Consider the following 24168-nt stretch of genomic DNA (forward strand, 5'->3'; position numbering starts at 1 on the left):
GCATGCTCCTTTGCGGCCGAGCATAGCACGCGGGCGCTCCGCCTCCCAGCCACGCCTCTCCCGATTGCGCGGAGGTGTAACACAACTGTCATATTGTCGCCGCCGCCCGCGCGGACCATGATTGAACCCGACACCACCCGCCACGGACGATCCCCATCAGGCCATAACTAAGGAGCGCGCGCGCATGCAGGCGACCGAGGTTCTGTTGGCCCTTGCCGGCAACGTCGTGCTTCTGCTGTGGGGGCTGCACATGGTGCAGTCGGGCCTGACCCGCGCCTTCGGCGGCGACCTGCGCAACATCCTGGCGGTGGGCCTGCGCAACCGGTGGTCGGCGATGGCCGCCGGGCTGGGCGTCACCACGCTTCTGCAAAGCAGCACGGCCACCGGGCTGATGGTGACGGGCTTCGCCGCGACCGGGGTGATGCCGCTGGTGCCGGCGCTCGCCGTCATGCTGGGGGCCAACGTCGGGACCACGCTGATCGTGCAGCTTTTCGCCTTCGACGCCGCGCGGCTGGCCCCGGTGCTGCTGCTGGCGGGGTTCCTGGCCTTCCGGCGCGGCGCGCGGACGCGGACGCGCGATCTGGGCCGCGTCGGGATCGGGCTGGGGCTGATGCTGCTGTCGCTGCACCTGCTGCTGCTGACGGTGGAGCCGGCCGGCAACGCCCCGGCCCTGCGCGAGGTGCTGGGGGTGCTGACCGGCGATCCGGTGATCGCCATGCTGCTGGCCGCCGCGCTGACCTGGGCCGCCCATTCCAGCGTCGCCATCGTGCTGCTGATCGCCTCGCTGGCCGGGACGCAGGTCATCCCGCCGGAGGCCGCCATCGCCATGGTCGCCGGGGCCAACCTCGGCAGCGCCGTCAACCCGATCCTGGAAGGCCCGAAGGGCGACGGCCCGGCGGGCAACCCGGCGGCGCGCCGCTTGCCGGTCGGCAATCTGCTGAACCGGGCCGTCGGTTGCCTGATCGTGCTGGTGCTGGCCGATCCCATCGCGGCGGGGATGCAGCGGCTGTCGGGAAGCGGCGGGCGACTCGCCGCCGACTTCCACCTGCTGTTCAACGTGGCGCTCGCCGCGCTGTTCGTGCTGCCGCTGCCGGCCATCGCGAAGCTGCTGATCCGGCTGTTCCCGGAGCGGGTCACCGTCGCCGATCCCTCCGCCCCGATCCACCTCGACCGCGCGGCGCTCGGCGCGCCGCACATCGCCATCGCCAACGCGGCGCGCGAGACGCTGCGCATGTCCGACACGGTGGAGGTCATGCTGCGCGGGGCGCTGGACGTGTTCCGCAGCGACGACCGCAAGCTGATCCAGGAGATCCGGCGGATGGACGACGTGCTCGACCGTCTGCAAAGCGCCATCAAGGACTACCTGACCCACATCGAGCCGGAGGAGATGGACGATTCCGACGCCCGCCGCGCCACCGACATCCTGACCCTGGTCATCAACCTGGAGCATGTCGGCGACATCATCGACCGCAACCTGATGGATTCGGCGTCCAAGAAGATCAAGCGACGCCTGCGCTTTTCCGACGAGGGGGCGGCGGAGATCGCCGGCATGCTGGAACGGCTGGTGGCGACGCAGCGGCTGGCGGCGGCGGTCTTCGTGTCGGGCGACCTGCGGACCGCGCGCACCCTGATGCGCGAGAAGGAGGTGATCCGCGCGCTGGAGACCCAGGCGACCGAGGCGCATTTCACCCGCCTGCGCGCCGGCCGCAGCGAAAGCCTGGAGACCAGCGCGCTGCACATCGACATCCTGCGCGACCTGCGCCGGATCAACGCCCATCTGGTCGCCGCCGCCTACCCGGTGCTCGACCAGTCGGGCGAGCTGCGCGCCAGCCGCCTGAAGGAGCGGGACGGCGGGCACGGGGGCGGGCACGGGGGCGGGCAGCCCTCGCTGCGCTGATTCCCCGCCACTCGGCCCCGATCAGGCCGCCTTCGCCGCCAGCGGGTAGAGCGCCGCGTCCTCGCGGCCGATCCGGTTGCGCAGCTCGGTGAGGATGGCGCGCGTCTCGGCGACGAAGCGGGCGGGATCCTTGCCGATGGCCAGCGGGCCGGGCCACGCCTTGCGGTAGGCGTCGAAACGCTGGGTCAGCCCGCCCATCTCCTCCTGGAAGCGCTGGGCCATCCGGCGCAGCTCCGGGTCGGCGGCCTGCGCCAGCCGGGGGTAGAGGGCCTTGTCCTCGATCGCCAGATGGACCGAGAATTTTCCGAACAGCTTCACCACGTCGGCCGAAACCGCGCCGGGATCGGTCGTCACCGACGCCGGGTCGAGCCGTCGTTCGATGGCGGTGGCGATGCCCAGCACCTCGACGTGATGGTCCTGGAAGTTGGTGATGTCCATGGTGTGGTGCTCCTGAACGATGTGCAGAGATTCTCCAGCGCAGTCAGTTGGAGAGCCTCTCGGTTGTGAAAAAGCCCTTCTCCCCTTGCGGGAGAAGGGTTGGGATGAGGGGTATTCCGCCGAAGGCGGAAGGATTTGCCCCCCTCACCCCAACCCCTCTCCCGCAAGGGGAGAGGGGCTTTAGAGAGTGTCGGGTCGGGACACGGTCTGACCTCAGGCGACGGCTTCCTTCGGACCGAAGAACTCGTGGTGGATCGCGGAGGACGGCAGGCCCAGCGCGGTCAGCGCCGCGATCACCGCCGCCATGAAGGGCTTCGGCCCGACGACGTAGGCGGCGACGCCCTCCCCCTCGGGCAGCAGCGCCGCCAGACGGTCGCGGTCGAGCAGCCCCGTCAGGTCCGGCCGGTCCGCCGCCTCCGGTTCGGCGTAGCAGCAGACGGGACGGAAGCCCGCGTGCCGCTGCGCCAGTTCGGCGACGTGGTCGCGGAAGGCGTGGACCGACCCGTTGAGCGCGGCGTGGACGTAGACCACCCGGCGCCCGGCGGCCAGCGCCTGCTCGGCCAGTGGCAGGGCCGGCGTCTGCCCGACCCCGCCGGTGATCAGCAGCAGCGGGCCGTCGCCGTCGCGCAGCACGAACTCCCCGGCCGGCGGGTAGACCTCCAGCTCGTCGCCGATTTGGACGCGGTCGTGCAGGAAGCCCGAGACCGCCCCCTGCGGCTCGCGCTTCACCGAGATGCGGTAGTCGCGGCCGTTGGGCGAGGCCGACAGGCTGTAGTTGCGGTGGACCGTCTCGCCATCGACGGACAGCTTGAGGCCGAGATACTGGCCGGGCTGGAAGTCCATGACCCGACCGCCGTCCACCGGCTCCAGCCGGAAGGACGTGATGACGGCGCTCTCCCTCGTCTTCCCGGCGATGCGGAAGCGCCGCGCGCCGCGCCAGCCGCCGGTCAGGGCCGCCTTGCGGGCGTATTCCTTTTCCTCCGCCGCGATCAGCAGGCGGGCGAGCTGCCAATAGGCGGCGCCCCAGGCGTCGGCGACCTCCGCCGTCACCGCGTCGCCCAGCACGCGGCCGATGGCCTCCATCAGGCAGGCGCCGACGATCTCGTACTGGTCCGGGGTGATGTTCAGCGAGACGTGCTTCTGCACGATCCCCTCCACCGCCGGGCCGAGAGCCTCCAGCCGGTCGATGTTCGACGCGTAGGCGATGATGGCGTTCGCCAGCGCTTCCGGCTGGGCGCCGCCGCGCTGGTGGCTCTGGTTGAAGACGGCGCGGACTTCGGGGAAGCGCTCGAACATCAGCGGGTAGAAGGTCCCGGTGATGCGCGAGGCGTTGGCGGCGACGACCGGGGCGGTGGCCTTGATGACGGCGGTCTGGGCGGGCGTCAGCATGGGGAGGGCGATCCTTTGCGCGGCATGATGTCGCATCTCCCATGGCAAGCCCCGTGCCAGGGTCCCGTCGCGCGGTTTTCCGCCCCTGCCGGATTGTACGTTGTCAAAGGGACACGGCGGGGTAAGATGTCGAATGGACGACGACGCTGTCGATTCGACACTCACCCTGACCGCCGAGGACGCCGCCGCGCTGCTGGGCCGGCTGGACGAGCCGGCGCGGCTGTGGCCCGCCCTGCTCGATTTGATCGCGCGGCGGCTGCCCTGCGACGCCTGCGCCCTGCTGCGCCACGATGGCGACCGGCTGGTGCCGCTGGCGACGCGCGGCCTCAGTCCCGACACGCTGGGCCGCCGCTTCCGGCTGGAGGAGCACCCCCGGCTGAAGGCCATCGTCGAATCCGGCGGGCCGCCGCTGCGCTTTCCCGCCGACTCCCCGCTGCCCGACCCCTATGACGGGCTGATCCCCGACCGGCGCGACCGGCTGCACGTCCACGACTGCGTCGGCGCGCCGCTGACGGCGGGTGGGCGGCTCTGGGGCGTGCTGACGCTCGACGCGCTGCACGCCGGGAGCTTCGACGGGAGGGAGGGCGTCATCCTCGGCGTGGCGCGGCTGACCGCCGCCCTGGCCGAGGCGAGCGAGCGGCGCCTCCCCCCGCCCGCCCCGCCGTTCCCCCGCGAGGCCGAGCTGCCCCGCCCCTTCGAGGAGCGCCCCGACCCGGCCTTCGATCCGGGCAGCGAGGGGCCGGCGATGGCCGCCCTGCTGCGGGAGATCGACACCGTCGCCGACAGCGATCTGGTGGTGCTGGTGCTGGGCGAGACCGGCGTCGGCAAGGAGCTGGTGGCGCGGCGGCTGCACGCCCGCTCGCGCCGGGCGCAGGGGCCGCTGGTCCACGTCAACTGCGCGGCATTGCCGGAATCGCTGGTGGAGAGCGAGCTGTTCGGCCATGTGCGCGGCGCCTTTTCCGGCGCGGTCGCCGACCGCCGGGGCAAGTTCGAGCTGGCCGACGGCGGCACCCTGTTCTTCGACGAGGTCGGCGAGCTTCCCCTGCCCGTCCAGGCCAAGATGCTGCGCGCCTTGCAGAACGGCGAGATCCAGCGGGTCGGCTCCGACCGTCCGCTGCGGGTGGACGTGCGCGTCGTCGCGGCGACCAACCGCGATCTGGCCCGCGAGGTGCGCGACGGGCGGTTCCGCGCCGACGTCTACCACCGGCTCAGCGTCTACCCCTTGCACGTCCCGCCTTTGCGCGAGCGCGGGACCGAGGCGCTGCGGCTGGCCGGCCTGTTCCTGGAGCGCAACCGGGCGCGGCTGGGCCTGCGCAACCTGCGGCTCTCGGCGGACGCGGAGCGGCGGATGCTGTCCTACCCCTGGCCCGGCAACGTGCGCGAGCTGGAGCACGCCATCGGCCGGGGCGCCATCCGCGCCCGCGCCGCCGGCATCGCCCGCGACACCGGGGACGGGGCCGGCGTGCTGACGCTGACCGCCACCGACCTGGGGCTGGCCGGGGACGAGGCGCCGCCGCCGGTCAAGGCGCTGGAATCCGGGAGCGCCGCGCCCGGCACGCCGTTGCGCGAGGCGGTGGACGACCTGCAACGCCGGATGATCCGCGACCAGCTCGACCGCCACGGCGGCAACTGGGCCGCCACCGCCCGCGCGCTGGGGCTGGACCGCGGCAACCTGTTCCGTCTGGCCGGGCGGCTGGGGCTGCGGGAAGAAGGACCCAACGCCAAGCCGACGGCCTGATTTGGCGCTGCGCTCCTGTTGTCCGTGCCCCTCACACCACGCGCAGATGCCGCACTGGGCGGCCCGGCGACAGCGCCGCCGCCGCCCGCGCGATGCCCTGGGCGTCGATGCCGAAATGGCGGTAAAGGTCGGCGACGGTGCCGGTCTGGCCAAAATGCTCCACCCCCAGCGCCCGCGTCCGGTGCCCCTCGACCGAGCCGAGCCAGCCCAGCGTCGCCGGATGCCCGTCCACCACGGTGACCAGCGCGCAATGCGGCGGCAGCCCGGCCAGCAGCCGTTCGACGTGCGAGCGGGCGTGCCCGGCCCCGCGTTCGCGCGCCCGCTGCGCGGCGCTCCAGCCGGCTTGCAAACGGTCGGCGGAGGTCACGGCCAGCAGCCCGACGTCGCGCCGGTCCTCGCCCAGCATGCCGACCGCCTCGATGGCCTCGGGCGCCACGGCGCCGGTGTAGGCGACCACCACCTGCGCGTTCGGCCCCGGCCGCCGCAGCCAATAGGCGCCGTCGACGATGTCGCGCTCCAGTTCCTCGTCCATCGTCCGGGACGGCTGCTCCAACGTGCGCGAGGACAGGCGCAGATAGACCGCGCCGCCGGTCTCGTCGCGCAGCCAGTTGCGCTCGTCCGGCTCGCCGCCGTCCCTGCTGCCCTCGCGCTGCATGTAGTCGAAGGCCCAGCGCATGACCACCGCCAGCTCGTCGGCGAAGGCCGGCTCGAAATAGGCCAGACCGTCCTGCGCCATGCCGACCAGGGGCGTGGCGATGGACTGGTGCGCGCCCCCTTCCGGCGCCAGCGTCACGCCGGACGGAGTCGCCACCAGCAGGAAGCGGGCGTCCTGGTAGCAGGCGTAGTTCATCTGGTCGGCGCCGCGCATGATGAAGGGGTCGTAGACGGTGCCGATGGGCAGCAGCCGCTCGCCGAAGACCGAATGCGACAGCCCCAGCGCCGACAGCATGATGAACAGGTTGGACTCGGCGATGCCCAGCTCCATGTGCTGGCCCTTCGGCGAGAACTCCCAGGAATAGGTGGAGGGAATGCGCTCCTTCTTGAACAGGTCGGCCATTTCGCTCTTGGCGAACAGGCCGCGCCGGTTCACCCAGGCGCCGAGGTTGGTCGACACCGTCACGTCGGGCGCCGTCGTGACGATGCGTTCGGCCAGATCCGAGCGCTCGCGCCCCAGCTCGTTCAGGATCAGGCCGAAGGCGGCCTGGGTGGACAGGCTCTTCTGCGCCGGGACCGGCAGGGCCGCCGGCACCGGGACGGCGGGGGCGGTGAAGCGGCGCCGGCCCTTTTGCGCGAAGGGGACGCGCGCCAAGAAGGAGTCCAGCGTCGCGGCTGGCAGGGCGGCGCCCTCGAAGCGGTCCCACTCGTGGCCGGGGCGGATGCCGTGGGCGGCGCGGAAGCTTTCCATCTGGGCGGGGGTCAGCAGGCCGGAATGGTTGTCCTTGTGCCCGGCCAACGGCAGCCCGGCGCCCTTGACGGTGTAGGCGATGAAGCAGACCGGCCGGTCGTGCGTGCGGGCCTGTTCGAAGGCGTCGAGCAGCGCGGGCAGATCGTGGCCGCCGAGGTTGCCCATCAGTTCGGCCAGCGCCGCGTCGTCGCGGCTCTCGATCAGCCGGGTGACGGGGCCCTGGTCGCCGAGGTCGTCGAGCAGCCGGCGGCGCCACGCCGCCCCGCCCTGGTAGGTCAGCGCCGAGTAGAGCTGGTTCGGGCAGGTGTCGATCCAGTCGCGCAGCCGGTCGCCGCCCGGCTCCTGGAAGGCCGCCTGCATCAGCGTGCCGTATTTCAGGATCACCACGTCCCAGCCGAAGGCGCGGAAGATGTTCTCCAGCCGCTCCCACAGCCCCTCGCGGATCACCGCGTCGAGGCTCTGGCGGTTGTAGTCGACGATCCACCACGTGTTGCGCAGGCCGTGCTTCCAGCCCTCCAGCAGGGCCTCGAAGATGTTGCCCTCGTCCATCTCGGCGTCGCCGACCAGCGCCACCATGCGGCCCTCGGGAAGATCCTTCGCCCAGCCCTTGGCCTTCAGATAGTCCTGGGTCAGCGAGGCGAACAGCGTCTGCGCCACCCCCAGCCCGACCGAGCCGGTCGAGAAATCCACGTCGTCGATGTCCTTGGTGCGCGACGGGTAGGACTGCACGCCCTTGTAGCCCCGAAAATTCTCCAGCTTCGCGCGCGTCTGGTTGCCCAGCAGGTATTGGATGGCGTGGAAGTTGGGACCGGCGTGCGGCTTCACCGCGACGCGGTCCTCCGGCCGCAGCACCGAAAAGTACAGCGCCGTCATGATCGCCGCCAGCGAGGCCGAGGACGCCTGATGCCCGCCGATCTTCATGCCGTCCAGGTTGGGGCGGACGTGGTTGGCGTTGTGGATGGTCCAGGACGCGAGCCAGAGGACCTTGCGCTCCAGCGCCCGCAGGCAGTCGAGATCGGCGGAACGGGAGGCGGTCGCAGCCATGGAGGTCACCCTTTCGCGAAAGGCGGTCGATGATCCGTGCAGTCTATCATCTGTGTTCCAGCAGGTGGTTGCGAAGTGGCGCCGGGAAGCGGGACGTATTAGCATCGCGTGCCGTCCTCGCCGGGAAAACAGCATCCGATGCCAAAGATCAGACTCGACCGCATCGACCGCAGGATCCTGTCCCTCCTTCAGGAGGACGGGCGCCAGCCCAACAACGAGTTAGCGGAGCGGGTCGGCCTGTCGCCCTCGCCCTGCCTGCGCCGGGTGAAGGCGCTGGAGGAGGCCGGGGTCATCGCCGGTTACGTGGCGCTGGTCGACGCGGGCTCGGTCGATCTGCCGGTCAACATCTTCGTCAGCGTCAGCCTCGACCGTCAGGTGGAGGACCGGCTCGACGCCTTCGAAGCCGCGGTGATGGAGCGGCCGGAGGTGCTGGAATGCTACCTGATGACTGGCGACGCCGATTATCTGCTGCGCGTCGTCGTGCCCGATCTGGCGAGCTACGAGCGCTTCCTGAAGGACCACCTGACCCGCATCCCCGGCGTGGCCAACATCCGGTCGAGCTTCGCGCTGAAACAGGTGCGCTACCGCACCGCCCTGCCGTTGGGGCATCTGCCGGAGTAGCAGGGTGGGGGCAGCCGGGGCTAGACCCTCACGGTTTTTACAAAAAACAAATCCGCCGCCCCTCACGTCGGCCGACAAAAAAATTCGAGGGTGAGCAAAAAAATTTGAAAACCCCCGGCGGCCCCATCGTTGTCTGAGCATGGGGCGACGGTCGACCGTCGTTCCTCGAAATCGGGACCAGGGACGGGAAGCCGACGGGAATGAGGATGTCAGCCGGAAACAGGGGAGTCGGCCCGCTGATGGATGCGAATAAAAATTATTCGCGTGTTGCAATGCGGGAGCCGACGGTTCCAAGGCCGGAAACGGCACGATGACCGGCATCGTCCATTTCGTGGCCTTCGTCGCGACCGTCGCCGGCTGCGCCTTCCTCTATCTGTCGGCGCCGCGCCAGCAATGGCTGCCGCAGCCCTGGCCGGCCCTGCAAAGCCGGCTCGGCGGCGGCATCCTACTGTTCCTGGGGCTCCTGCTGTGGTGCGCGATCCTGCACCCGGCCACGGCGGTCTTCACGTCGCTGACGGTGGCGATGGGGCTGTTCATCGCCCTGCCCTTCTCGGCCCTGCTGTCCACCCGGCTGCGGAGGCCGTGACGATGCCCGACGATCTTTCCAGCCACACGCCCACACCGGCGCCCGTTTCCGCTTCCGAGCCCGCCGACGCCATCCGGCCGGACTGGTGGAGCAAGAGCCTGGGCGGCGTCATCCTGGGATTCACGCTGGCCGTGGCGCTGTCGGGCGTCTTCGCCTGGGCCGGGCCGGGCGGGGCGCAGGCGCTGAACAAGTACCAGTTCAACATGTGGATGCTGGCGCCGATCTGGCTGGGAATCGTCAGTTTCTGCTTCCTGTTCCGCAGCGGGCGGGACTGCTGGACTTGGCTGGGGGGTGCCAACCTCGCGGCCTACGCGGCGCTGTACGTCTGCCGCGCCCTCTTCCGCTGATACCGGGGACCGTTCCATGCGCACCGATGTCGTCCGCGTCTACAAGAGCGTCCACACCTGGACCGGCATCGTCACGGGCCTGATCCTGTTCATCGCCTTCTACGCCGGCGCCCTGACCATGTTCAAGGAGCCGCTCGACCGTTGGATCGCGCCCCCGGCGCCGGTGTCCACGGCCGGTCTGGAGAAGGGGAGCGAGCTGATCGACGGCGCCCTGGCGCTGCGCCCCGAGGCCGCGACGGGGTTCAGCCTCGTGCTGGCGGAGGGGAACGGCCGGCCGCTGCACGTGACGTGGGAGCGGATGCGGAACGATCCCGACCCGTGGTCGGCGATCCTGGCGCCGGACGGCTCGGTGGAGGTGACGCAGCTCGATCCCGCCGGCATCGGCCTGCTGGTGGACATCGTCCACCGCACGGCGGGCGTCCCCGGCGACCTCGACCTCGGCACCGCCGTGACCGGAATCGCCAGCGCCCTCTACGTGGTGGCGCTGGTGTCGGGGGTGATCATCCTGCTGCCGTCGCTGGTGAAGGACTTCCTCGTCCTGCGCGTCGGCCGCAACCTGAAGCGCATGTGGCTGGACGCCCACAACGTCGTCGGCATCGTCAGCCTGCCCTTCCACATCGTGATGGCCCTGTCGGCGGTGGTGTTCGGCCTGCACGACCAGTTCTACGACACGCTGAACGAGGTGGTCTACGAGGGCCGCATGAGGACGGTGATCGAGGGCAGCAGCCCGATGCGCACGCTCAAGCGCGATCCCCGGCCGGCCGCCATGCTGCCGCCGGCCGAGATCCTGGCGCGCGTCAAGGCCTTCGAGCCCGGCTTCGCGCCCGCCAGCCTCCAGTACCAGGGCTACGGCACCGGCGGCGCCCTGGTCCGGGTGTGGGGCGCGGATCCCCGCTATCTGGTGCGGCGCGAGGGCTTCCTGCTGATGAGCGCGGCGACCGGCGCCGTCGTCGACACCGAATACATGCCAGGCCATCAGGGAACGTGGTCGTCAGCCGTGTCGGCCTTCTTCTCGCTGCATTTCGGCAGCTTCGGCGGCGGCACCGTCCGCTGGGGCTATTTCTTCCTCGGGCTGGCCGGGGCCTTCCTGTTCTATTCGGGGAACCTGCTGTGGATCGAGAGCCGCCGCAAGACCGAGCGCCGCCACGGCGGCTTGGTCGCGCAGAGCCGCTCCACCGCCCTGATGGCGGCCGGCACGGTCGGGGTCAGCCTGGGCTGCATCGCCGGCCTGTCGCTGACCATCGCCGCCGGCAAATGGCTGCATGGGGCGGTCGAGGATCTCAACGGCTGGCATCACGGCGTCTATTACGCGGTGTTCCTGGGGGCCTGCGTCTGGGCCTTCGTCCGGGGCGCCGCCAGGGCCGGGGTGGAGCTGCTGTGGGCGACCGCCGCCGCAACCGCCGCCATTCCCGCAACCACCCTGCTCGCCGGGCTGCTGCCAGGGTTGGGGCTGTGGGTGTCGGACAGCCTCGGCGTCGATCTGGTCGCCCTGGCCGGCGCCCTGGTCTTCGCCTGGATGGCCCGCGCCAACGCCCGCCGGATCCGGCAAGGCCCGGCCGACAGCGTGTGGTCGGGACGGCGGCTCCGTCTGGAGGAGGCGGCGGGAACAGCGGATTAGAGGCTGGCGGCGTCAAACCGGCGGGATGGTTTCTCTTCGATCCGCCGCGCCACGTCGAAGAACAAGAGAGAAAGAGAAGGACGAAATTTTCACTTCGCATGCGGACCGCATGACGAAAACGGAGAACTTTTCTCTGATAGACTGACATTTTTACTTTAAAATTGATGTGACCGTTATGCAACAATACTTAGGTACGTAACGAATTTTGCATTTCCGATGGTCATATTTCTTGTGGGGATAAGCCGGATAGGCTAGCAAGCATAAGCTGAAAGTGCGAATCACTATCAACTTCAAGACAAGCGATCACATCGGGGGCAGCAGACAATGAACTCTTGCACAGCGGGAGCGCGCTCGAACGGACGTGCGCGGCGCAACGGTTCCACCATGACGTTCAAGGGCGCGCTGCTGGGGGCGGTGGCCCTCGTCGGTCTGGCGCCGGCGGGCGCCCACGCCCAGGCGGCGGACAGCGCCCAGGTTCTCGGCCCCGTCGTGGTCACCGCGACCGGCACCGCGCAGAGCACGCTGACCGCCCCGGCCTTCACCTCCGTCATCACGGCCGACGACCTCCAGAAGCAGGGCCCGGCCAACGGCATCCCCGACCTTCTGCGCGAGACCGTCGGCGTCAACAACAGCTCCGACAACCTGGGGCGCGACGAGGTGGTGGTGCGCGGCCTTGGCGCCAACTACACCCTGGTGCTGGTGAACGGCAAGCGCGTCTCCTCCTCCGACGCCCTGTGGCGCGGCGGCGACTTCGACTACAACTCCATCCCGATGTCGGCCATCGAGCGCGTCGAGATCGTGCGCGGCCCGCTCTCCTCGCTCTACGGCTCGGACGCCATGGGCGGCGTGGTGAACATCATCACCAAGAAGCCGACCGACCGCTGGACCGGCACCGTCGGCGCCGAATACCGCTACGTCGAGCCGGGCAAGGACGGCGAGCAGTACCGCCTGAACCTCTACGGCGCCGGCCCGATCACCGAGAAGGTGTCGGCCAGCGTCGCGGGCGAGCTGTACCGCCGCAACGCCTGGTACCACGATTCCAAGAACGCCGGCCGGGTGCCGATCCTGGAAGAGAAGTCGCTGAAGAATCTGCGGACGACCGTCGCCGCGGCGCTCACCGAAAACCAGACGCTGGAGTTCGGCTACGGCCTCAACCACGACGAACGTCCGTACAGCGTCTACGACAACGTCCCGTCCTACCGGGACCAGGAGATCACCCGCAACACCTTCAGCCTGAGCCACACCGGCAAATGGGGCTGGGGCAGCACGTTGCTGGAGGCGAACTACGAGAACGCCGACATCGACGACTACAACTCGACCTACAACGCGCCGCAGCAGCGGGCGATGAAGGAAAAGAACCTCTTCCTGCACGGCCGCACCAGCTTCGCGGTGGCGGGCTTCAACCAAGTCACCGCCGGGGCCGAATACCGCGACCAGACCGTCGAGGATCCGGCGACCTTCGTCACCACCGGCAAGTCGAAGATCAAGCAGAAGGCCGTCTACCTCCAGGACGAGATCAGCGTCACCGACAAGCTGATCTTCACCGTGGGCGGCCGCTACGACGATCACGACATCTTCGGCGGCGAGTTCACCGGCCGGGCCAACGTCGTCTACCGGCTGACCGACGTGGTGTCGCTGAAGGGCGGCGTCAGCCAGGGCTACAAGGCGCCGGACGCCTACCAGCTGAGCCGCGAATACCGCGTCATCAGCTGCGGCGGCCGCTGCTTCCTGTCGGGCAACCCGGACCTCCAGCCCGAGACCAGCACGAACTACGAACTCGGCGTCGAGGCCCGCCAGAAGACCTGGGACGTCAGCGCGGTCATCTTCAAGAACAAGGTCAAGGACATGATCGTGGCGGTCTACGATCCCGTCCGGGTCCAGCGCAATTGGAGCAACGTCAACAAGGTCGACATCTCCGGCCTGGAGCTGACCGGCTCGGTCGACCTGATCCCCGGCCTGACCGTCAGCGGCAACTACGCCTACCTGCACGCCAAGGACGCCAACACCGGCGTCACGCTGGAGAACCGCCCGAACCACAAGGTCAACGCGGCGGTGAGCTGGCAGGCGCTGGATTACCTCGCCGTCCGCGGGTCGGCCCGCTACACCGGCCCGCAGCTGGAAGGCGGCACCGTCAACAAGGTGCCGGGCTACACCATCTTCGACCTGGGCGTGACCGGCGACGTCAACGACGCCATCCAGCTCCAGGCCGGCGTCAAGAACATCGGCAACGTCATCCTGGGCGAGAAGAGCACGCGCTTCCAGACGCATGAGCTGGGCCGCAACTACTACGTCAGCGCGCAGTACCGGTTCTGATCGTCGGCTTGCCCCCTCCCTAACCCTCCCCCGCTTCGCGGGAGAGGGGACTGCCGCCAAACGCCGACAAGCGTCCGGCCCCCTCTCCCGCGAAGCGGGGGAGGGATGGGGAGGGGGCAAGCACGCAGGCTCCCGCAACCCTGCCCAGGGAAGGAAACGCTCCATGCTTCGCGAGCACGAAGACGCGCTGGACGCCCCGGACTCTCCCTGGCTGGTCCGGTTCAACCGCCGGGCGCGCCCCGCCCTGCGGTTGTTCGTCTTTCCCTTCGCGGGCGGCAGCGCGATGCACTATCACCGCTGGGCCCGCCTCGTCCCCGACGAGGTGGACCTTGTGGGCATCCAGTATCCGGGACGTTGTTCTCGGCTGACCGAACCCGGCCTGACAGAGTTCGCCACCCTGGTCGAAGGCGCGCGGCACGCCGTCGAACCGCTGCTCGACGTTGACCGGATCGCCTTCTTCGGCCACAGCCTGGGCGCCCTGGTCGCGTTCGAACTGACCCGCTCGCTGCGTGCCCACGGCCAACGCCAGCCCGACCACCTGTTCCTGTCGGCGCGCGGCGCGCCAGACTCCCCCGCCACCGGCTCCGTCCCGGACACGCTGTCCGACGCGGATCTGGTCCAGTTTCTCAAGCGGCTCGGCGGCACACCCGACGCAATGCTGAACGACGCCGGCGTCATGGCGATGATCCTGCCGGGGCTGCGCGCCGACCTGGAGGCGCTCGCGACGTGGCGGCCCCCGGCGGGCGACCCACTCGCCCTGCCCGTCACCACCCTCGCCGGGATCGACGACCGCGCCTTTCCGCCGGACAGCTTGGCCGGCTGGGCGCGCGAGACGACCGGCCCCTTCGCCGCCCGCCTCTTCCCCGGCGGCCATTTCTACCTGACCGACCACAACGAGGCGGCGCTCGACGTCGTGCTCGGCGCGTTCGGCCTGTCACGGAGCGACCCGCGATGACCCTGTCCACGCTGTTCGTCGATTGCAGCCTGCTGAGGACGAACCCGAATTTCCGCCGGCTGCTGGTCGCCCGGACCATCTCGCTGCTGGGGCTGGGGCTGCTGTCGGTGGCGGTCCCCATCCAGGTCTACGACCTCAGCGGATCGAGCGCGCTGGTCGGGCTCGCCATGGCGCTCGACGGCGTCGGCATGTTCGTCGGTCTGCTGCTGGGCGGCGTGCTAGCGGATTTGCACGACCGCCGCCGGCTGATCCTGTTCGCGCGCAGCGTCTGCGGGCTGGGCTTCGTCGCCCTGGCGCTCAACGCCGCGCTCGACGCGCCGTCGCTGACCCTGGTCTTCGCGCTGTCCTTCTGGGACGGCTTCTTCGGCGCGCTGGGCGTCAACGCCCTGATGGCCGCCATGCCGCACATCGTCGGGCGGGAGAACCTGATGCAGGCCCGCGCGCTGGGCATGCTGACGATGCGCTTCGCCACCATCGCCTCGCCGGCCATCGCCGGCGCCGTCATCGCGGCGGCCGGGGTGGGCTGGGCCTACGCCGGGACGGCGCTCGGCACCGGGCTGACCGTGCTGACGCTGCTGGGCCTGCCGAGCATGGTGCCGGAGCGCGGCGAGACCAAGCACCCGCTGCGCATGCTGGCCGAGGCCTTCACCTTCCTGTTCCGGCACCGAATCATCCTCGGCGTGGTCGGGATGGGCACGCTGATGACGCTGACCACCGCCATCCGCGTCCTCTTCCCGGCGTTGACGCTGGGGGTCTACGGCGGCGGCGCCTTCGAGGTCGGGCTGATGTACACGGCGGTGCCGGTGGGGGCGACGGTGGGGGCGGCGGTCAGCGGCTGGGCCACCCGCGTCGCGCGGCCCGGCCTCGCCATGAGCCAGGTCTGCGCGCTCGCCTTCGCCTGCATCACGCTGCTGGGCAGCACGGGCAACCTGTACGTCGCGTTGGCCGCTCTGACGGTGTTCGGCTACGCCATGTCCACCGCCTCGCTGCTGCAATACACCATGGTCCAGGGCCACACGCCCGACCGCTACCTCGGCCGCGTCAACAGCCTGTGGACGGCGCAGGACGTGTTCGGCGACAGCGTCGGCACGCTGGGGATCGGCCTGGTCGCGACGCTGGTGACACCCGCCGGCGCCATCCTGCTGTTCGGGCTGTCCGCCCTGGCGCTGTGCGGGGCGGTGGCCGGCTTCTTCCCCGCCATGCGGCGAGCACCGCTGAGCGATCCGGCGCTCGCCGAGCCTGAGGCCGCCCGATGAGCGCGCGCCTCTCCCTCCCCGCCGGGTCGCTGGCCTTCCTGCTGGTAAGCGGCGCCGCGCCGGTGCTGGCCCAGGTCAAGGTCTCGGTCAGCCCGGTCGTCGCGGCGCCGGTCCGGCAGACCCTGCAACTGCCCGGCACCGTCGTGTCCCCGCAATCCAGCGCGCTCGCGACGCGGGTCGAGGGCCATGTCGAGGCGCTGCTGGTCGAAGCCGGCGACCGCGTGACGAGGGGGCAGCCCCTGTTGACGCTCGACGCCACGCTCGGCCGGCTGGAGCTGGAACGCCTGCAACACAGCCTGCGCGAGGCGGAACACGTCCACCGCGACTCCCAACGCTTGGCCAAGGAGGCCGAGACGCTGGCCGGGGTGCAGAGCGTCTCGCAATCCAAATACCGCTCGCAGGTGGCGCAGGCGGCGATCGACGAGTCCAAGCTCGAACAGCTGAAATCCGCCGTCGCCATCCAGCGCGAACGGATCGGGCGCCACACCCTGACCGCGCCCTTCGACGGGGTGGTCACCGGGCGGCAGACCGAGCGCGGGCAATGGGTCGGCGCCGACACCGCCGTGCTTCGGCTGATGCAGACCGACCGCCTGCGCGTCGACGTGGACGTGCCCGAGCGGCTGCACGGTCTGATCGCGCCGGGACAGACGGTGACGCTCGCCTTCGGCGACGGCGCTCCGGTCGAAGCCGGCGTGGAGCGTGTCGTGCCCTCCAGCGACCCGGTGAGCCGGACCTTCCCGGTCCACGTCGCGTTGCCCAACCCGCAAGGGACGTGGATGCCGGGCATGTCGGCGCGCGTCGTCTTCGCGCTCGCTCCCGGCGCGGCGGACGACGTCACGCAGGTGCCCGCCGACGCCGTCGAGCGCCGGCCGGACGGCAGCGTCCGCGTCTGGGTCGTGCGCCCGGCCAGCGGCGGGACTGGCGGCGGCACCGTCGCCCGCCCCGTCGCGGTGCGCACCGGACGCCATGCCGGCGACCGGATCGAGGTGACCAGCCCGGAGATCCGGGCCGGCGACGCGGTGGTGGTGCGCGGCAACGAGGGCCTGCGCCCCGACCAGCCGGTGATCCCGGTTCCGGCCTCGGACAGCATGGCCCCCGGCGCCGCGACCTCCGGCAAGGTCGGCTGAGATGTTCCGTCTGATCCTCGCCAACCCCATCGTCTTCCTGATCGGCATCCTGATCGTCTGCCTGTTCGGGGCGGTGTCGGTGTTCCGCATCCCGATCCAGATGATCCCCGACGTCAGCCCCCGCGTGGTCAGCGTCGAGACCGTGTGGCCCGGCGCCACCCCTCAGGACGTCGAGCAGGAGATCCTGGTCGAGCAGGAGAAACACCTGCGCCGCATCCCCGGCCTCGTCCGCCTCGCCTCCAACGCCGAGTTCGGGACCGGCAGCGTCGAGCTGGAATTCCCGCCCGGCCTCGACATCAACGAGGCGCTGATCCGCATCAACAACGCGCTGTCGCAGGTCACCGGCTACCCCGACACGGTGGACGAGCCGCGCATCGTCGCCGAATCGGTGTCCGACGACCCGTTTCTGTATTTCGGCGTCGAGCGACTTCCGGGCCGTCCCGACGCATCCGCCTCCAATGCGCAGGATGTGCAGCGCGAGACCAACTGGGTCGAGACCACGCTGCGCCCCCGGCTGGAGCGGGTGCCGGGCGTCTCCAACGTCCGCGTCATCGGCGGCGCCCCGCAGGAGATCCACATCCAGCTCGATCCGCTGAAGCTGGCGGCGCGGCGCCTGAACGTCGGCGACGTGCGCGACGCGATCCGCCTGCGCAACCGCGACGTCTCGGGCGGCGACAAGGAGTTCGGCAAGCGACGCTACTTCCTGCGCACCATCGGGCGCTTCGGCGACCTGGAGGCGCTGAACGACCTGATCGTCGCGCAGGAGAACGGCGCCCACATCCGTCTGCGCGACGTCGGCCACGCCACGCTGGGCACGGAGGAGCCGCGCAACCTCGCCTTTGCCGACGGCAAGCCGGCGCTGCTGATCGGCATCGGCAAGCGGGTCGGCGCCAACGTCATCGCGGTGAAGGACAGCGTGCTGGCCGCCGCCGACGAGCTGAACCGCCACGCGCTGAAGGACCGCGGCCTGACCATGCGGCTGCTGTCCGAGGACGTGCGCTACATGGAGCAATCGATCCGAAACGTCCTCGAGAATCTGGTGCTGGGCGGCGGGCTGGCGGCGCTGGTGCTGCTGCTGTTCCTGCGGTCGCTGCCGGCCACGGTGATCGCCGCCGCCGGCATGCCGATCTGCGTGCTGGCGACGTTGCTGGTGCTGGCGGCGGCCGGGCGCAGCGTCAACGTCATCTCGCTGTCCGGCATCGCGTTCGCCATCGGCATGACGCTCGACAACAGCATCGTCGCGCTCGACAACATCAGCCGCCATCTCGACCGGGGCAAGCCGCGCTTTGCCGCGACGCTCGACGGCATCACCGAGGTGTGGCCGGCGATCCTGTCCTCCACCCTGACCACCGTCATGGTGTTCCTGCCGGTGCTGCTCCTCGATCGGGAGGCGGGGCAGCTCTACTCCGACATCGCGGTGGCGATCTCCGGATCCATCGTCATGTCGATGCTGGTCGCCATGACCATCGTTCCCATGGCCGCCAGCCGCTGGCCGCTGGCGGCGCCCGAACCGGGGCGGCTGGGGCGGCTCCTCGACCGGCTGGGCGCCGGCTTCACCGGGGCGACCGCCGCCGGGGTGCGCTGGGTGCTGCACGGGCTGGGCCGCGAGCTGGCGGTGATGGCGGCGGCGGTCGCGCTGGTCGCGGCCATCATCGCCTGGATGGTCCCGCCGGCCGAATACCTGCCCGAGGGCGAGGAGGCCACGGTCTTCAGCTTCGTGTCGGCCCCGCCCGGCTACAGCATGAACACCATGATGGAGATCTGGCGCGGCATCGACCCCGCGCTGAGCGGCCGGGTCGGCGCCGCGCCGGAGTCCGGGACCGTGGACGGCGTGCCCCCGCTGGCGGTCAACCTCAGCTTCGTGCGGCCGGGCTTCATGCGCTTCGTCACCGAGCCGCTGTCGGCCGCCGACACCCAGACGCTGATCAAGGCCGTCACCGAAAAGCTGCGCGCGGTCCCCGGCATGCGGGCCTTCGCCGCGCGCGGGTCGATCTTCTCGGGCAACAGCGGCGGCTCGCGCGCCATCAAGGTCGAACTGAGCGGCGGCGATCTGCGCACCCTCTACGCGACCTCGCTGGCGGTGCTGGACCGCGCGGGCCGGCTGTTCGAGAACGGGCAGGTCAACAGCGATCCCTCGCCGCCGACGCTCAACATGTCGCAGCCGCTTCTGGAGCTGCACCCGGACTGGGAACGCGCCAGCGAGCTCGGCATCAGCCTGACCGAACTCGGCTACGCGCTGCGCGCCTACGCGGACGGCGCCTTCGCCGACGAGTACATCCTGAACGACGAGAAGCTCGACATCTATCTGAGGGTCGCCGCCGACGCCAACCGCGACCGCCAGGATTTCGAGAATCTGTCGCTCTACACCGGCAAGGGCGTGCCGGTGCCGATCTCCACGCTGGCCGAGCTGCGGGAGACCGTCGGCTCGTCCAGCATCGCGCGGGTCGACGGCCTGCGCACCGTCACCCTGACGATCATGCCGCCGCGTTCGGTCGCGCTGGAGACCGGCATCGCGCTGGTGCGCGAAAAGCTGCTCGACGGGCTGCGCACCGAGGGTGTCATTCCGGACGCGATCACCACCCGCATCACCGGGGCCAGCGGCGAGCTGGAGGAGATCCGGGCCGCCATGACCGGCGGCTTCGTGCTGGCGGCGATCATCGCCTATCTGGTGCTGGTCGCGGTCTTCGCCCACTGGGGCTACCCGCTGATCATCATGGCGGTGGTGCCGACCGGGATCAGCGGCGGGCTGCTCGGCCTGTGGCTGTTCAACGCGCTGGGCGCGCGGCTCGACCTGATCGGGCTGGCACCGACGCAGCAGCCCTTCGACGTGCTGACCATGCTGGGCTTCCTGGTGCTGATCGGCGCGGTGGTCAACAACCCGATCCTGATCGTCGAGCGCGCCGCCGAGAACCGGACCCGCAAGGGCATGGCCATCGCCGACGCGGTCGAGGAGGCGCTGCGCCTGCGCCTGCGCCCGATCATGATCTCCACGGTGACGACGATCTTCGGGCTGGTCCCGCTGGTCCTGATCCCCAGCGCCGGAACCGAGCTGTACCGGGGCCTTGGGCTGGTGGTGCTGTTCGGCATGCTGTTCTCCAGCCTCGTGACGATCACGGTCCTGCCGGTCGCCCTGTCGCTGGTCTTTCGCGGTTCGGCCTGGGTCCGGAGTTTCCGCCCGCGCGGCCTTCCGCCGGTGAAGAGTGCGTGATGACGCCACACTGACGACACACACGGCACGAAGGCGGACGACGCTCCGCCGCCGCTGAAGGAAACAACGGGCCGGGAAGCCTGAAGGGCAAAAAAATCGCCTTTCAGAACGATCTTTTATTTTCAAAATCCAAGAATTTCCCAATTCCATTCAAGAACATAAAATACACACTATTGCGTTACTGAAATATTTTCTTGCACGCGATGAGGGAAATATTTATATTGCGAATGAGAATCACTGACACGTCATCTCTTGCTTAACAAAAGTTGTGCCTTGCCGTCGCGGTGCAGGCTTTTCCCAGCCACCGGCCAGTTTCACCCGATCCCTCCCGTGTCGCATCGGCCGGCCAGGGGCGTTCGGTTTTCGCAAAAATCCACGGTTCAACCCGTTGCGGGACTCAATCGAAAGGATCGGTTCCCATGGACGTCATTTCCCCCTCCGCCGGAGACTTTCCGTCCGACGGCGATTCGCCGGACCCGGACTTTGTGTTTTCCTCGCAAGGGAAAGTGCTGAAGTCGTTCGGGATCGCCGAGCGGCTGCCCGTCGCCCTGAACAGCCCGGACTTCACCGGCGGGGCCTGGGACGAACGGCTCCGGAACGCCTTCCGCGCCTTGAAGGCGAAGGGCGTCGACAACCCGATCGTCGTCGGCGCCGTGCCCTTCGACAGCCGGCAACCGGCCCAGCTGTTCATCCCGCGCCGCTACGAGATCGCCGACGCCGCCCGCTTCGTCCGCGACGCCGGGGATGACGGCGCCGCGCTGGAGGTCGCGGGCATCCACGAGACGATCAATCGGCGTCATTACGAATCGGCGGTCGGGCAAGCGCTGGATCTGTTCCGGACGACCGCGTTGAAGAAGGTGGTGTTGTCGCGGCCGCTCGACATCGAGGCACGCCGCCTGTTCGCGCCGCAGAGCCTGGCCCACGCGCTGCTGCGCCAGAATCCGGGCGCCTTCGTGTTCTCGGTGCCGGTCGCCTACGGCCAGACGCTGATCGGGGCCAGCCCGGAGCTGTTGATTCGCAAGACCGGCCGCAACATCGTCAGCAACCCGCTGGCCGGATCCGCCCGGCGCAGCCCGTCCCGCGAGGAGGAGGAACGCCGCGTCAAGGCCCTGCTCGGCTCGCAGAAGGACAAGACCGAGCACCGCTACGTCGTCGACGCCGTGCGCGAGGCGCTGTCGGGCCATTGCGCGACGCTGTCGGTGCCCGAAGGGCCGAGCGTGATCCGCACGCCGACGATGCTGCACCTGTCCACCGAGATCGCCGGAGAGCTGGCCGATCCGTCGGTGTCGTCGCTGCGGCTGGCCCACGCGCTGCACCCTACCCCGGCGATCTGCGGCACGCCGACCGATCCGGCCTTCGACGCCATCGGCCGGCTGGAAGGCTACGCCCGCAACTGGTACGGCGGCATGGTCGGCTGGATGGACAGCCAGGGCAACGGCGAATGGGCGCTGAGCATCCGCTGCGGTCTGGCCAGCGGGCGCAACCTGCGCCTCTACGCAGGCGCCGGGGTCGTCGCCGACTCCAAGCCCGCCGCCGAGTGGGAGGAGACCGCCGCCAAGCTCACCACCATGCTGAACGCCTTCGGGCTGTCGGCCGCCGTCGCCACCGCCGGGTCGGGGATGGCCGGGTCGGAGATGGCCGGGCTGGAGATGGCGTCGTGAGCGTCGTCCACACCCCCTGGCCGGACGACCTCGCCGCCGCCTACCGCGCCAAGGGCTATTGGCGCGACGAGCCGCTGACCGACGTGATCACCCGCCACAAAGGCGAGACGGCGGCGGCCACCGCCATCCTGTGCGGGGAACGCGCTTTCTCCTACACCGCGTTGGACCGGCTGTCCGACCGGTTGGCCTGGGCCCTGCAACGGCGCGGGCTGCGGGCCGGCGACACCGCGCTGGTGCAGTTGCCCAACCGCGCCGAGTTCTACGTGGTGTTCTTCGCGCTGCTGAAATGCGGCGCCGTCCCGGTCAACGCCCTGAACAACCACGGCGCGTTCGAGCTGTTGTCCTACGCCGGCCAGATCGAGCCGCGTCTGGCGGTGCTGTGGCGCGGTCACGCGCTGGTCGAGCCCGATCCGCGCGGCGAACGCCCCGACTCGCTGCTCGGACAACTCGGCGGCAGCGTCGGGCTGAACCGCGTGCTGCTGCTGGACGAGGCGGCGGACGACGATTGCCTGGACGGCTTCGCCTGGGCGGACGGCGCGGCGTTGGACGCGGCGGAAGATGGGCGGCCGGAAGGGGCGATCGACGCCAAGGGCGTCGCCTTCTTCCAGCTGTCCGGCGGCAGCACCGGAACGCCCAAGCTGATCCCCCGCACGCACAACGACTATCTCTACAGCGTCCGCCAGAGCGTGGAGGTCTGCGGCCTCGACGCCACCTGCCGCTTCCTCTGCGCGCTGCCGGCGCCGCACAATTTCACGCTCAGCTCGCCCGGCGCGCTGGGCGTGTTCCTGGCCGGCGGCACGGTGGTGATGGCCGGCGATCCCGGCCCGGCGACCTGCTTCCCGCTGATCGAACGCCACCGCGTCACCTGGGCGGCGCTGGTTCCCCCGGTGCTGACGCTGTGGCTGGCGGAAGCGGGACACACGGCGGCGGATCTGTCCAGCCTGGAGGTCGTCCAGGTCGGCGGCGCCAAGCTCAGCGCCTCCTTCGCGGAGCGGGTTCCGGCGGAGCTCGGCTGCCGGCTGCAACAGGTCTTCGGCATGGCCGAGGGGCTGGTGAACTACACCCGGCTGGACGACGATCCCTGGACGGTCTTCAACACGCAGGGCCGCCCGATGAGCCCCGACGACGAGATCCGCATCCTGGATCCGTCCGGCCACCCCGTCGCCCCCGGCGAGGCGGGGGAGCTGTGGACGCGCGGCCCCTACACCTTCCGCGGCTATTACAAGGCCGACCTGCACAACGCCCGCGTCTTCGACGCCGAGGGCTTCTACAGCAGCGGCGATCTGGTCAGCCGGACCCCCGAGGGCAACCTGATCGTCTGCGGCCGCAGCAAGGACCAGATCAACCGGGGCGGCGAGAAGATCGACGCGCAGGAGGTCGAGGACGTTCTGGCCGGCCACGCCCAGGTGAACTTCGCCGCCGTGGTCGCCATGCCCGACGCCCTGATGGGCGAGCGCAGCTGCGCCTTCGTCCTGGCCGCCCCCGGCACCAAGGCGTCCGGCCTGCGCCGCTTCCTGCGGGAGCGCGGCCTGGCCGATTACAAGATGCCCGACAAGATCGTCTTCGTGGACTCCCTGCCCAAGACGGCGGTCGGCAAGATCGACAAGCAGCTCCTGCGCGAAACCCTGAAGCGGGAACAGCCGGACCTGAACGCGGCGCCCGTCCGCTCCACCGTGACGGCCTGAACGGAACACCACCATGACCATCCGATCCATCGCCCCCTACGCCCTGCCGACCGCCGCCGACCTGACGGCCGACAAGGTGTCCTGGCCCTTCGACCCCGCCAAGGCGGTGCTGCTGATTCACGACATGCAGGACTACTTCATGGCGTTCTACGGCGCCGGCAACCCCGCCATCGCGCAGTGCACCGCGACCATCGCCACGTTGCGCGCGCGCTGCAAGGCGCTGGGCGTGCCGGTCGTCTACACCGCCCAGCCGCCCGAGCAGTCCGACGCCGACCGCGGCCTGCTGAACGACATGTGGGGTCCGGGGCTGACCCGCCGGCCCGAGGAGGCCGGCATCGTCGCGGCGCTCGCCCCCGACGCCGACGACACGGTGCTGACCAAGTGGCGCTACAGCGCCTTCTTCCGTTCGCCGCTCGCCGAGACGATGGCGGAGGGCGGGCGCGACCAGCTGGTCATCTGCGGCATCTACGGCCACATCGGCGTGATGCAGACGGCGGTCGACGCCTTCATGCGCGGCATCAAGCCGTTCCTGGTCGCCGACGCCATCTGCGACTTCTCCCGCGAGGACCATCTGATGGCGCTGCGCTACGTCGGGCGCAACGCGGGCCGCACCGTGCATTCCAGCGAGATTCTGGCGGCGGGTGGCGAGCCCATGCTGTCGAAGGAGGGCCTGCGCGCCAAGCTCGCCGGCGTCCTCGACGAGACGCCGGGCGACACCGACAACCTGATGGATTACGGCCTGGATTCCATCGCCGTGATGCAGTTGATCGGCGACTGGAAGAAGGCCGGGATCGAGGTCAGCTTCGTCGAACTGGCGAAGTTCCCGACCATCGACGGCTGGTGGAGCCTGCTGCAAACCCGCCAAGCGCTCGCGGCCTGA

17 protein-coding genes are annotated in these 24168 nt (G+C 70.0%); 14 read left to right on the forward strand and 3 right to left on the reverse strand.

Annotated features, from left to right (window positions below; genetic code table 11):
* The first annotated feature begins 184 nt into the window (after window positions 1-184).
* Window positions 185-1897: a Na/Pi cotransporter family protein gene (locus EJ913_RS19205; RefSeq protein WP_127000829.1), complete on the forward strand. Its 1713-nt coding sequence runs from the start codon at window positions 185-187 to the stop codon at window positions 1895-1897.
* Window positions 1898-1918: 21 nt separating this feature from the next.
* On the opposite strand, the gene EJ913_RS19210 is transcribed toward EJ913_RS19205, so the two are convergent.
* Entirely contained in the window at window positions 1919-2335 is a 417-nt protein-coding gene (locus EJ913_RS19210; RefSeq protein WP_127000831.1) for a hemerythrin domain-containing protein, read from the reverse strand.
* A gap of 213 nt (window positions 2336-2548) precedes the next feature.
* A complete protein-coding gene (gene hmpA, locus EJ913_RS19215; RefSeq protein WP_127000833.1) occupies window positions 2549-3724 on the reverse strand; it encodes an NO-inducible flavohemoprotein in 1176 nt (391 codons plus the stop codon).
* 133 nt (window positions 3725-3857) lie between these two features.
* Between hmpA and norR the strand changes: the two genes are divergently transcribed.
* On the forward strand, window positions 3858-5462 hold the full coding sequence (gene norR / locus EJ913_RS19220; RefSeq protein WP_127000835.1) for a nitric oxide reductase transcriptional regulator NorR: 1605 nt from the start codon (window positions 3858-3860) through the stop codon (window positions 5460-5462).
* Between the two features lie 31 nt (window positions 5463-5493).
* On the opposite strand, the gene EJ913_RS19225 is transcribed toward norR, so the two are convergent.
* Complete coding sequence (locus EJ913_RS19225; protein WP_127000837.1) at window positions 5494-7911, reverse strand: thiamine pyrophosphate-binding protein; 2418 nt, start codon at window positions 7909-7911, stop codon at window positions 5494-5496.
* Window positions 7912-8049: 138 nt separating this feature from the next.
* Here EJ913_RS19225 and EJ913_RS19230 point away from each other — a divergent pair, with 138 nt between their 5' ends.
* From EJ913_RS19230 to EJ913_RS19285, 12 genes are all read left to right on the forward strand, one after another.
* Window positions 8050-8532 (forward strand): Lrp/AsnC family transcriptional regulator, encoded by a 483-nt coding sequence (locus EJ913_RS19230; protein ID WP_127000839.1) that lies wholly within the window; start codon window positions 8050-8052, stop codon window positions 8530-8532.
* Between the two features lie 310 nt (window positions 8533-8842).
* Window positions 8843-9118: a hypothetical protein gene (locus tag EJ913_RS19235; protein ID WP_127000841.1), complete on the forward strand. Its 276-nt coding sequence runs from the start codon at window positions 8843-8845 to the stop codon at window positions 9116-9118.
* 2 nt (window positions 9119-9120) lie between these two features.
* Window positions 9121-9465 (forward strand): hypothetical protein, encoded by a 345-nt coding sequence (locus tag EJ913_RS19240; RefSeq protein WP_244939417.1) that lies wholly within the window; start codon window positions 9121-9123, stop codon window positions 9463-9465.
* 16 nt (window positions 9466-9481) lie between these two features.
* Window positions 9482-11083, forward strand: a complete 1602-nt coding sequence (locus EJ913_RS19245; protein WP_127000843.1) for a PepSY-associated TM helix domain-containing protein — start codon at window positions 9482-9484, stop codon at window positions 11081-11083.
* A 384-nt stretch (window positions 11084-11467) separates the two neighbouring features.
* The gene (locus EJ913_RS19250; RefSeq protein ID WP_127000845.1) at window positions 11468-13396 is read left to right on the forward strand and encodes a TonB-dependent receptor domain-containing protein; all 1929 of its coding nucleotides are present in this window, start codon (window positions 11468-11470) and stop codon (window positions 13394-13396) included.
* 163 nt (window positions 13397-13559) lie between these two features.
* Window positions 13560-14351: a thioesterase II family protein gene (locus tag EJ913_RS19255; protein ID WP_127000846.1), complete on the forward strand. Its 792-nt coding sequence runs from the start codon at window positions 13560-13562 to the stop codon at window positions 14349-14351.
* Window positions 14348-15607, forward strand: a complete 1260-nt coding sequence (entS, locus tag EJ913_RS19260) for an enterobactin transporter EntS (RefSeq protein ID WP_127000847.1) — start codon at window positions 14348-14350, stop codon at window positions 15605-15607. Before EJ913_RS19255 ends, entS begins: the two co-directional genes overlap by 4 nt.
* Entirely contained in the window at window positions 15604-16734 is a 1131-nt protein-coding gene (locus EJ913_RS19265) for an efflux RND transporter periplasmic adaptor subunit (protein WP_127000848.1), read from the forward strand. Before entS ends, EJ913_RS19265 begins: the two co-directional genes overlap by 4 nt.
* A gap of 1 nt (window position 16735) precedes the next feature.
* On the forward strand, window positions 16736-19942 hold the full coding sequence (locus EJ913_RS19270; protein WP_127000849.1) for an efflux RND transporter permease subunit: 3207 nt from the start codon (window positions 16736-16738) through the stop codon (window positions 19940-19942).
* Window positions 19943-20361: 419 nt separating this feature from the next.
* Window positions 20362-21603, forward strand: coding sequence for an isochorismate synthase (locus EJ913_RS19275; protein WP_127000851.1), 1242 nt, complete (start codon window positions 20362-20364; stop codon window positions 21601-21603).
* The gene (locus EJ913_RS19280; RefSeq protein ID WP_127000853.1) at window positions 21600-23288 is read left to right on the forward strand and encodes a (2,3-dihydroxybenzoyl)adenylate synthase; all 1689 of its coding nucleotides are present in this window, start codon (window positions 21600-21602) and stop codon (window positions 23286-23288) included. The genes EJ913_RS19275 and EJ913_RS19280 overlap by 4 nt, the downstream gene beginning before the upstream one ends.
* A 13-nt stretch (window positions 23289-23301) precedes the next feature.
* Window positions 23302-24168 (forward strand): isochorismatase family protein, encoded by an 867-nt coding sequence (locus EJ913_RS19285; protein ID WP_127000855.1) that lies wholly within the window; start codon window positions 23302-23304, stop codon window positions 24166-24168.

The organism is Azospirillum doebereinerae (genome assembly GCF_003989665.1).
In the GTDB taxonomy this organism is placed as follows: Bacteria; Pseudomonadota; Alphaproteobacteria; order Azospirillales; family Azospirillaceae; genus Azospirillum; species Azospirillum doebereinerae.

Coding starts and splice junctions, on each gene's coding strand:
- norR (WP_127000835.1), top strand. CDS start 3,858: ATGGACGACGACGCTGTCGATTCGACACTCACCCTGACCGCCGAGGAC.
- EJ913_RS19235 (WP_127000841.1), top strand. CDS start 8,843: ATGACCGGCATCGTCCATTTCGTGGCCTTCGTCGCGACCGTCGCCGGC.
- EJ913_RS19285 (WP_127000855.1), top strand. CDS start 23,302: ATGACCATCCGATCCATCGCCCCCTACGCCCTGCCGACCGCCGCCGAC.
- EJ913_RS19270 (WP_127000849.1), top strand. CDS start 16,736: ATGTTCCGTCTGATCCTCGCCAACCCCATCGTCTTCCTGATCGGCATC.
- entS (WP_127000847.1), top strand. CDS start 14,348: ATGACCCTGTCCACGCTGTTCGTCGATTGCAGCCTGCTGAGGACGAAC.
- hmpA (WP_127000833.1), bottom strand. CDS start 3,724: ATGCTGACGCCCGCCCAGACCGCCGTCATCAAGGCCACCGCCCCGGTC.
- EJ913_RS19210 (WP_127000831.1), bottom strand. CDS start 2,335: ATGGACATCACCAACTTCCAGGACCATCACGTCGAGGTGCTGGGCATC.
- EJ913_RS19230 (WP_127000839.1), top strand. CDS start 8,050: ATGCCAAAGATCAGACTCGACCGCATCGACCGCAGGATCCTGTCCCTC.
- EJ913_RS19240 (WP_244939417.1), top strand. CDS start 9,121: ATGCCCGACGATCTTTCCAGCCACACGCCCACACCGGCGCCCGTTTCC.
- EJ913_RS19225 (WP_127000837.1), bottom strand. CDS start 7,911: ATGGCTGCGACCGCCTCCCGTTCCGCCGATCTCGACTGCCTGCGGGCG.
- EJ913_RS19265 (WP_127000848.1), top strand. CDS start 15,604: ATGAGCGCGCGCCTCTCCCTCCCCGCCGGGTCGCTGGCCTTCCTGCTG.
- EJ913_RS19205 (WP_127000829.1), top strand. CDS start 185: ATGCAGGCGACCGAGGTTCTGTTGGCCCTTGCCGGCAACGTCGTGCTT.
- EJ913_RS19255 (WP_127000846.1), top strand. CDS start 13,560: ATGCTTCGCGAGCACGAAGACGCGCTGGACGCCCCGGACTCTCCCTGG.
- EJ913_RS19245 (WP_127000843.1), top strand. CDS start 9,482: ATGCGCACCGATGTCGTCCGCGTCTACAAGAGCGTCCACACCTGGACC.
- EJ913_RS19275 (WP_127000851.1), top strand. CDS start 20,362: ATGGACGTCATTTCCCCCTCCGCCGGAGACTTTCCGTCCGACGGCGAT.
- EJ913_RS19250 (WP_127000845.1), top strand. CDS start 11,468: ATGACGTTCAAGGGCGCGCTGCTGGGGGCGGTGGCCCTCGTCGGTCTG.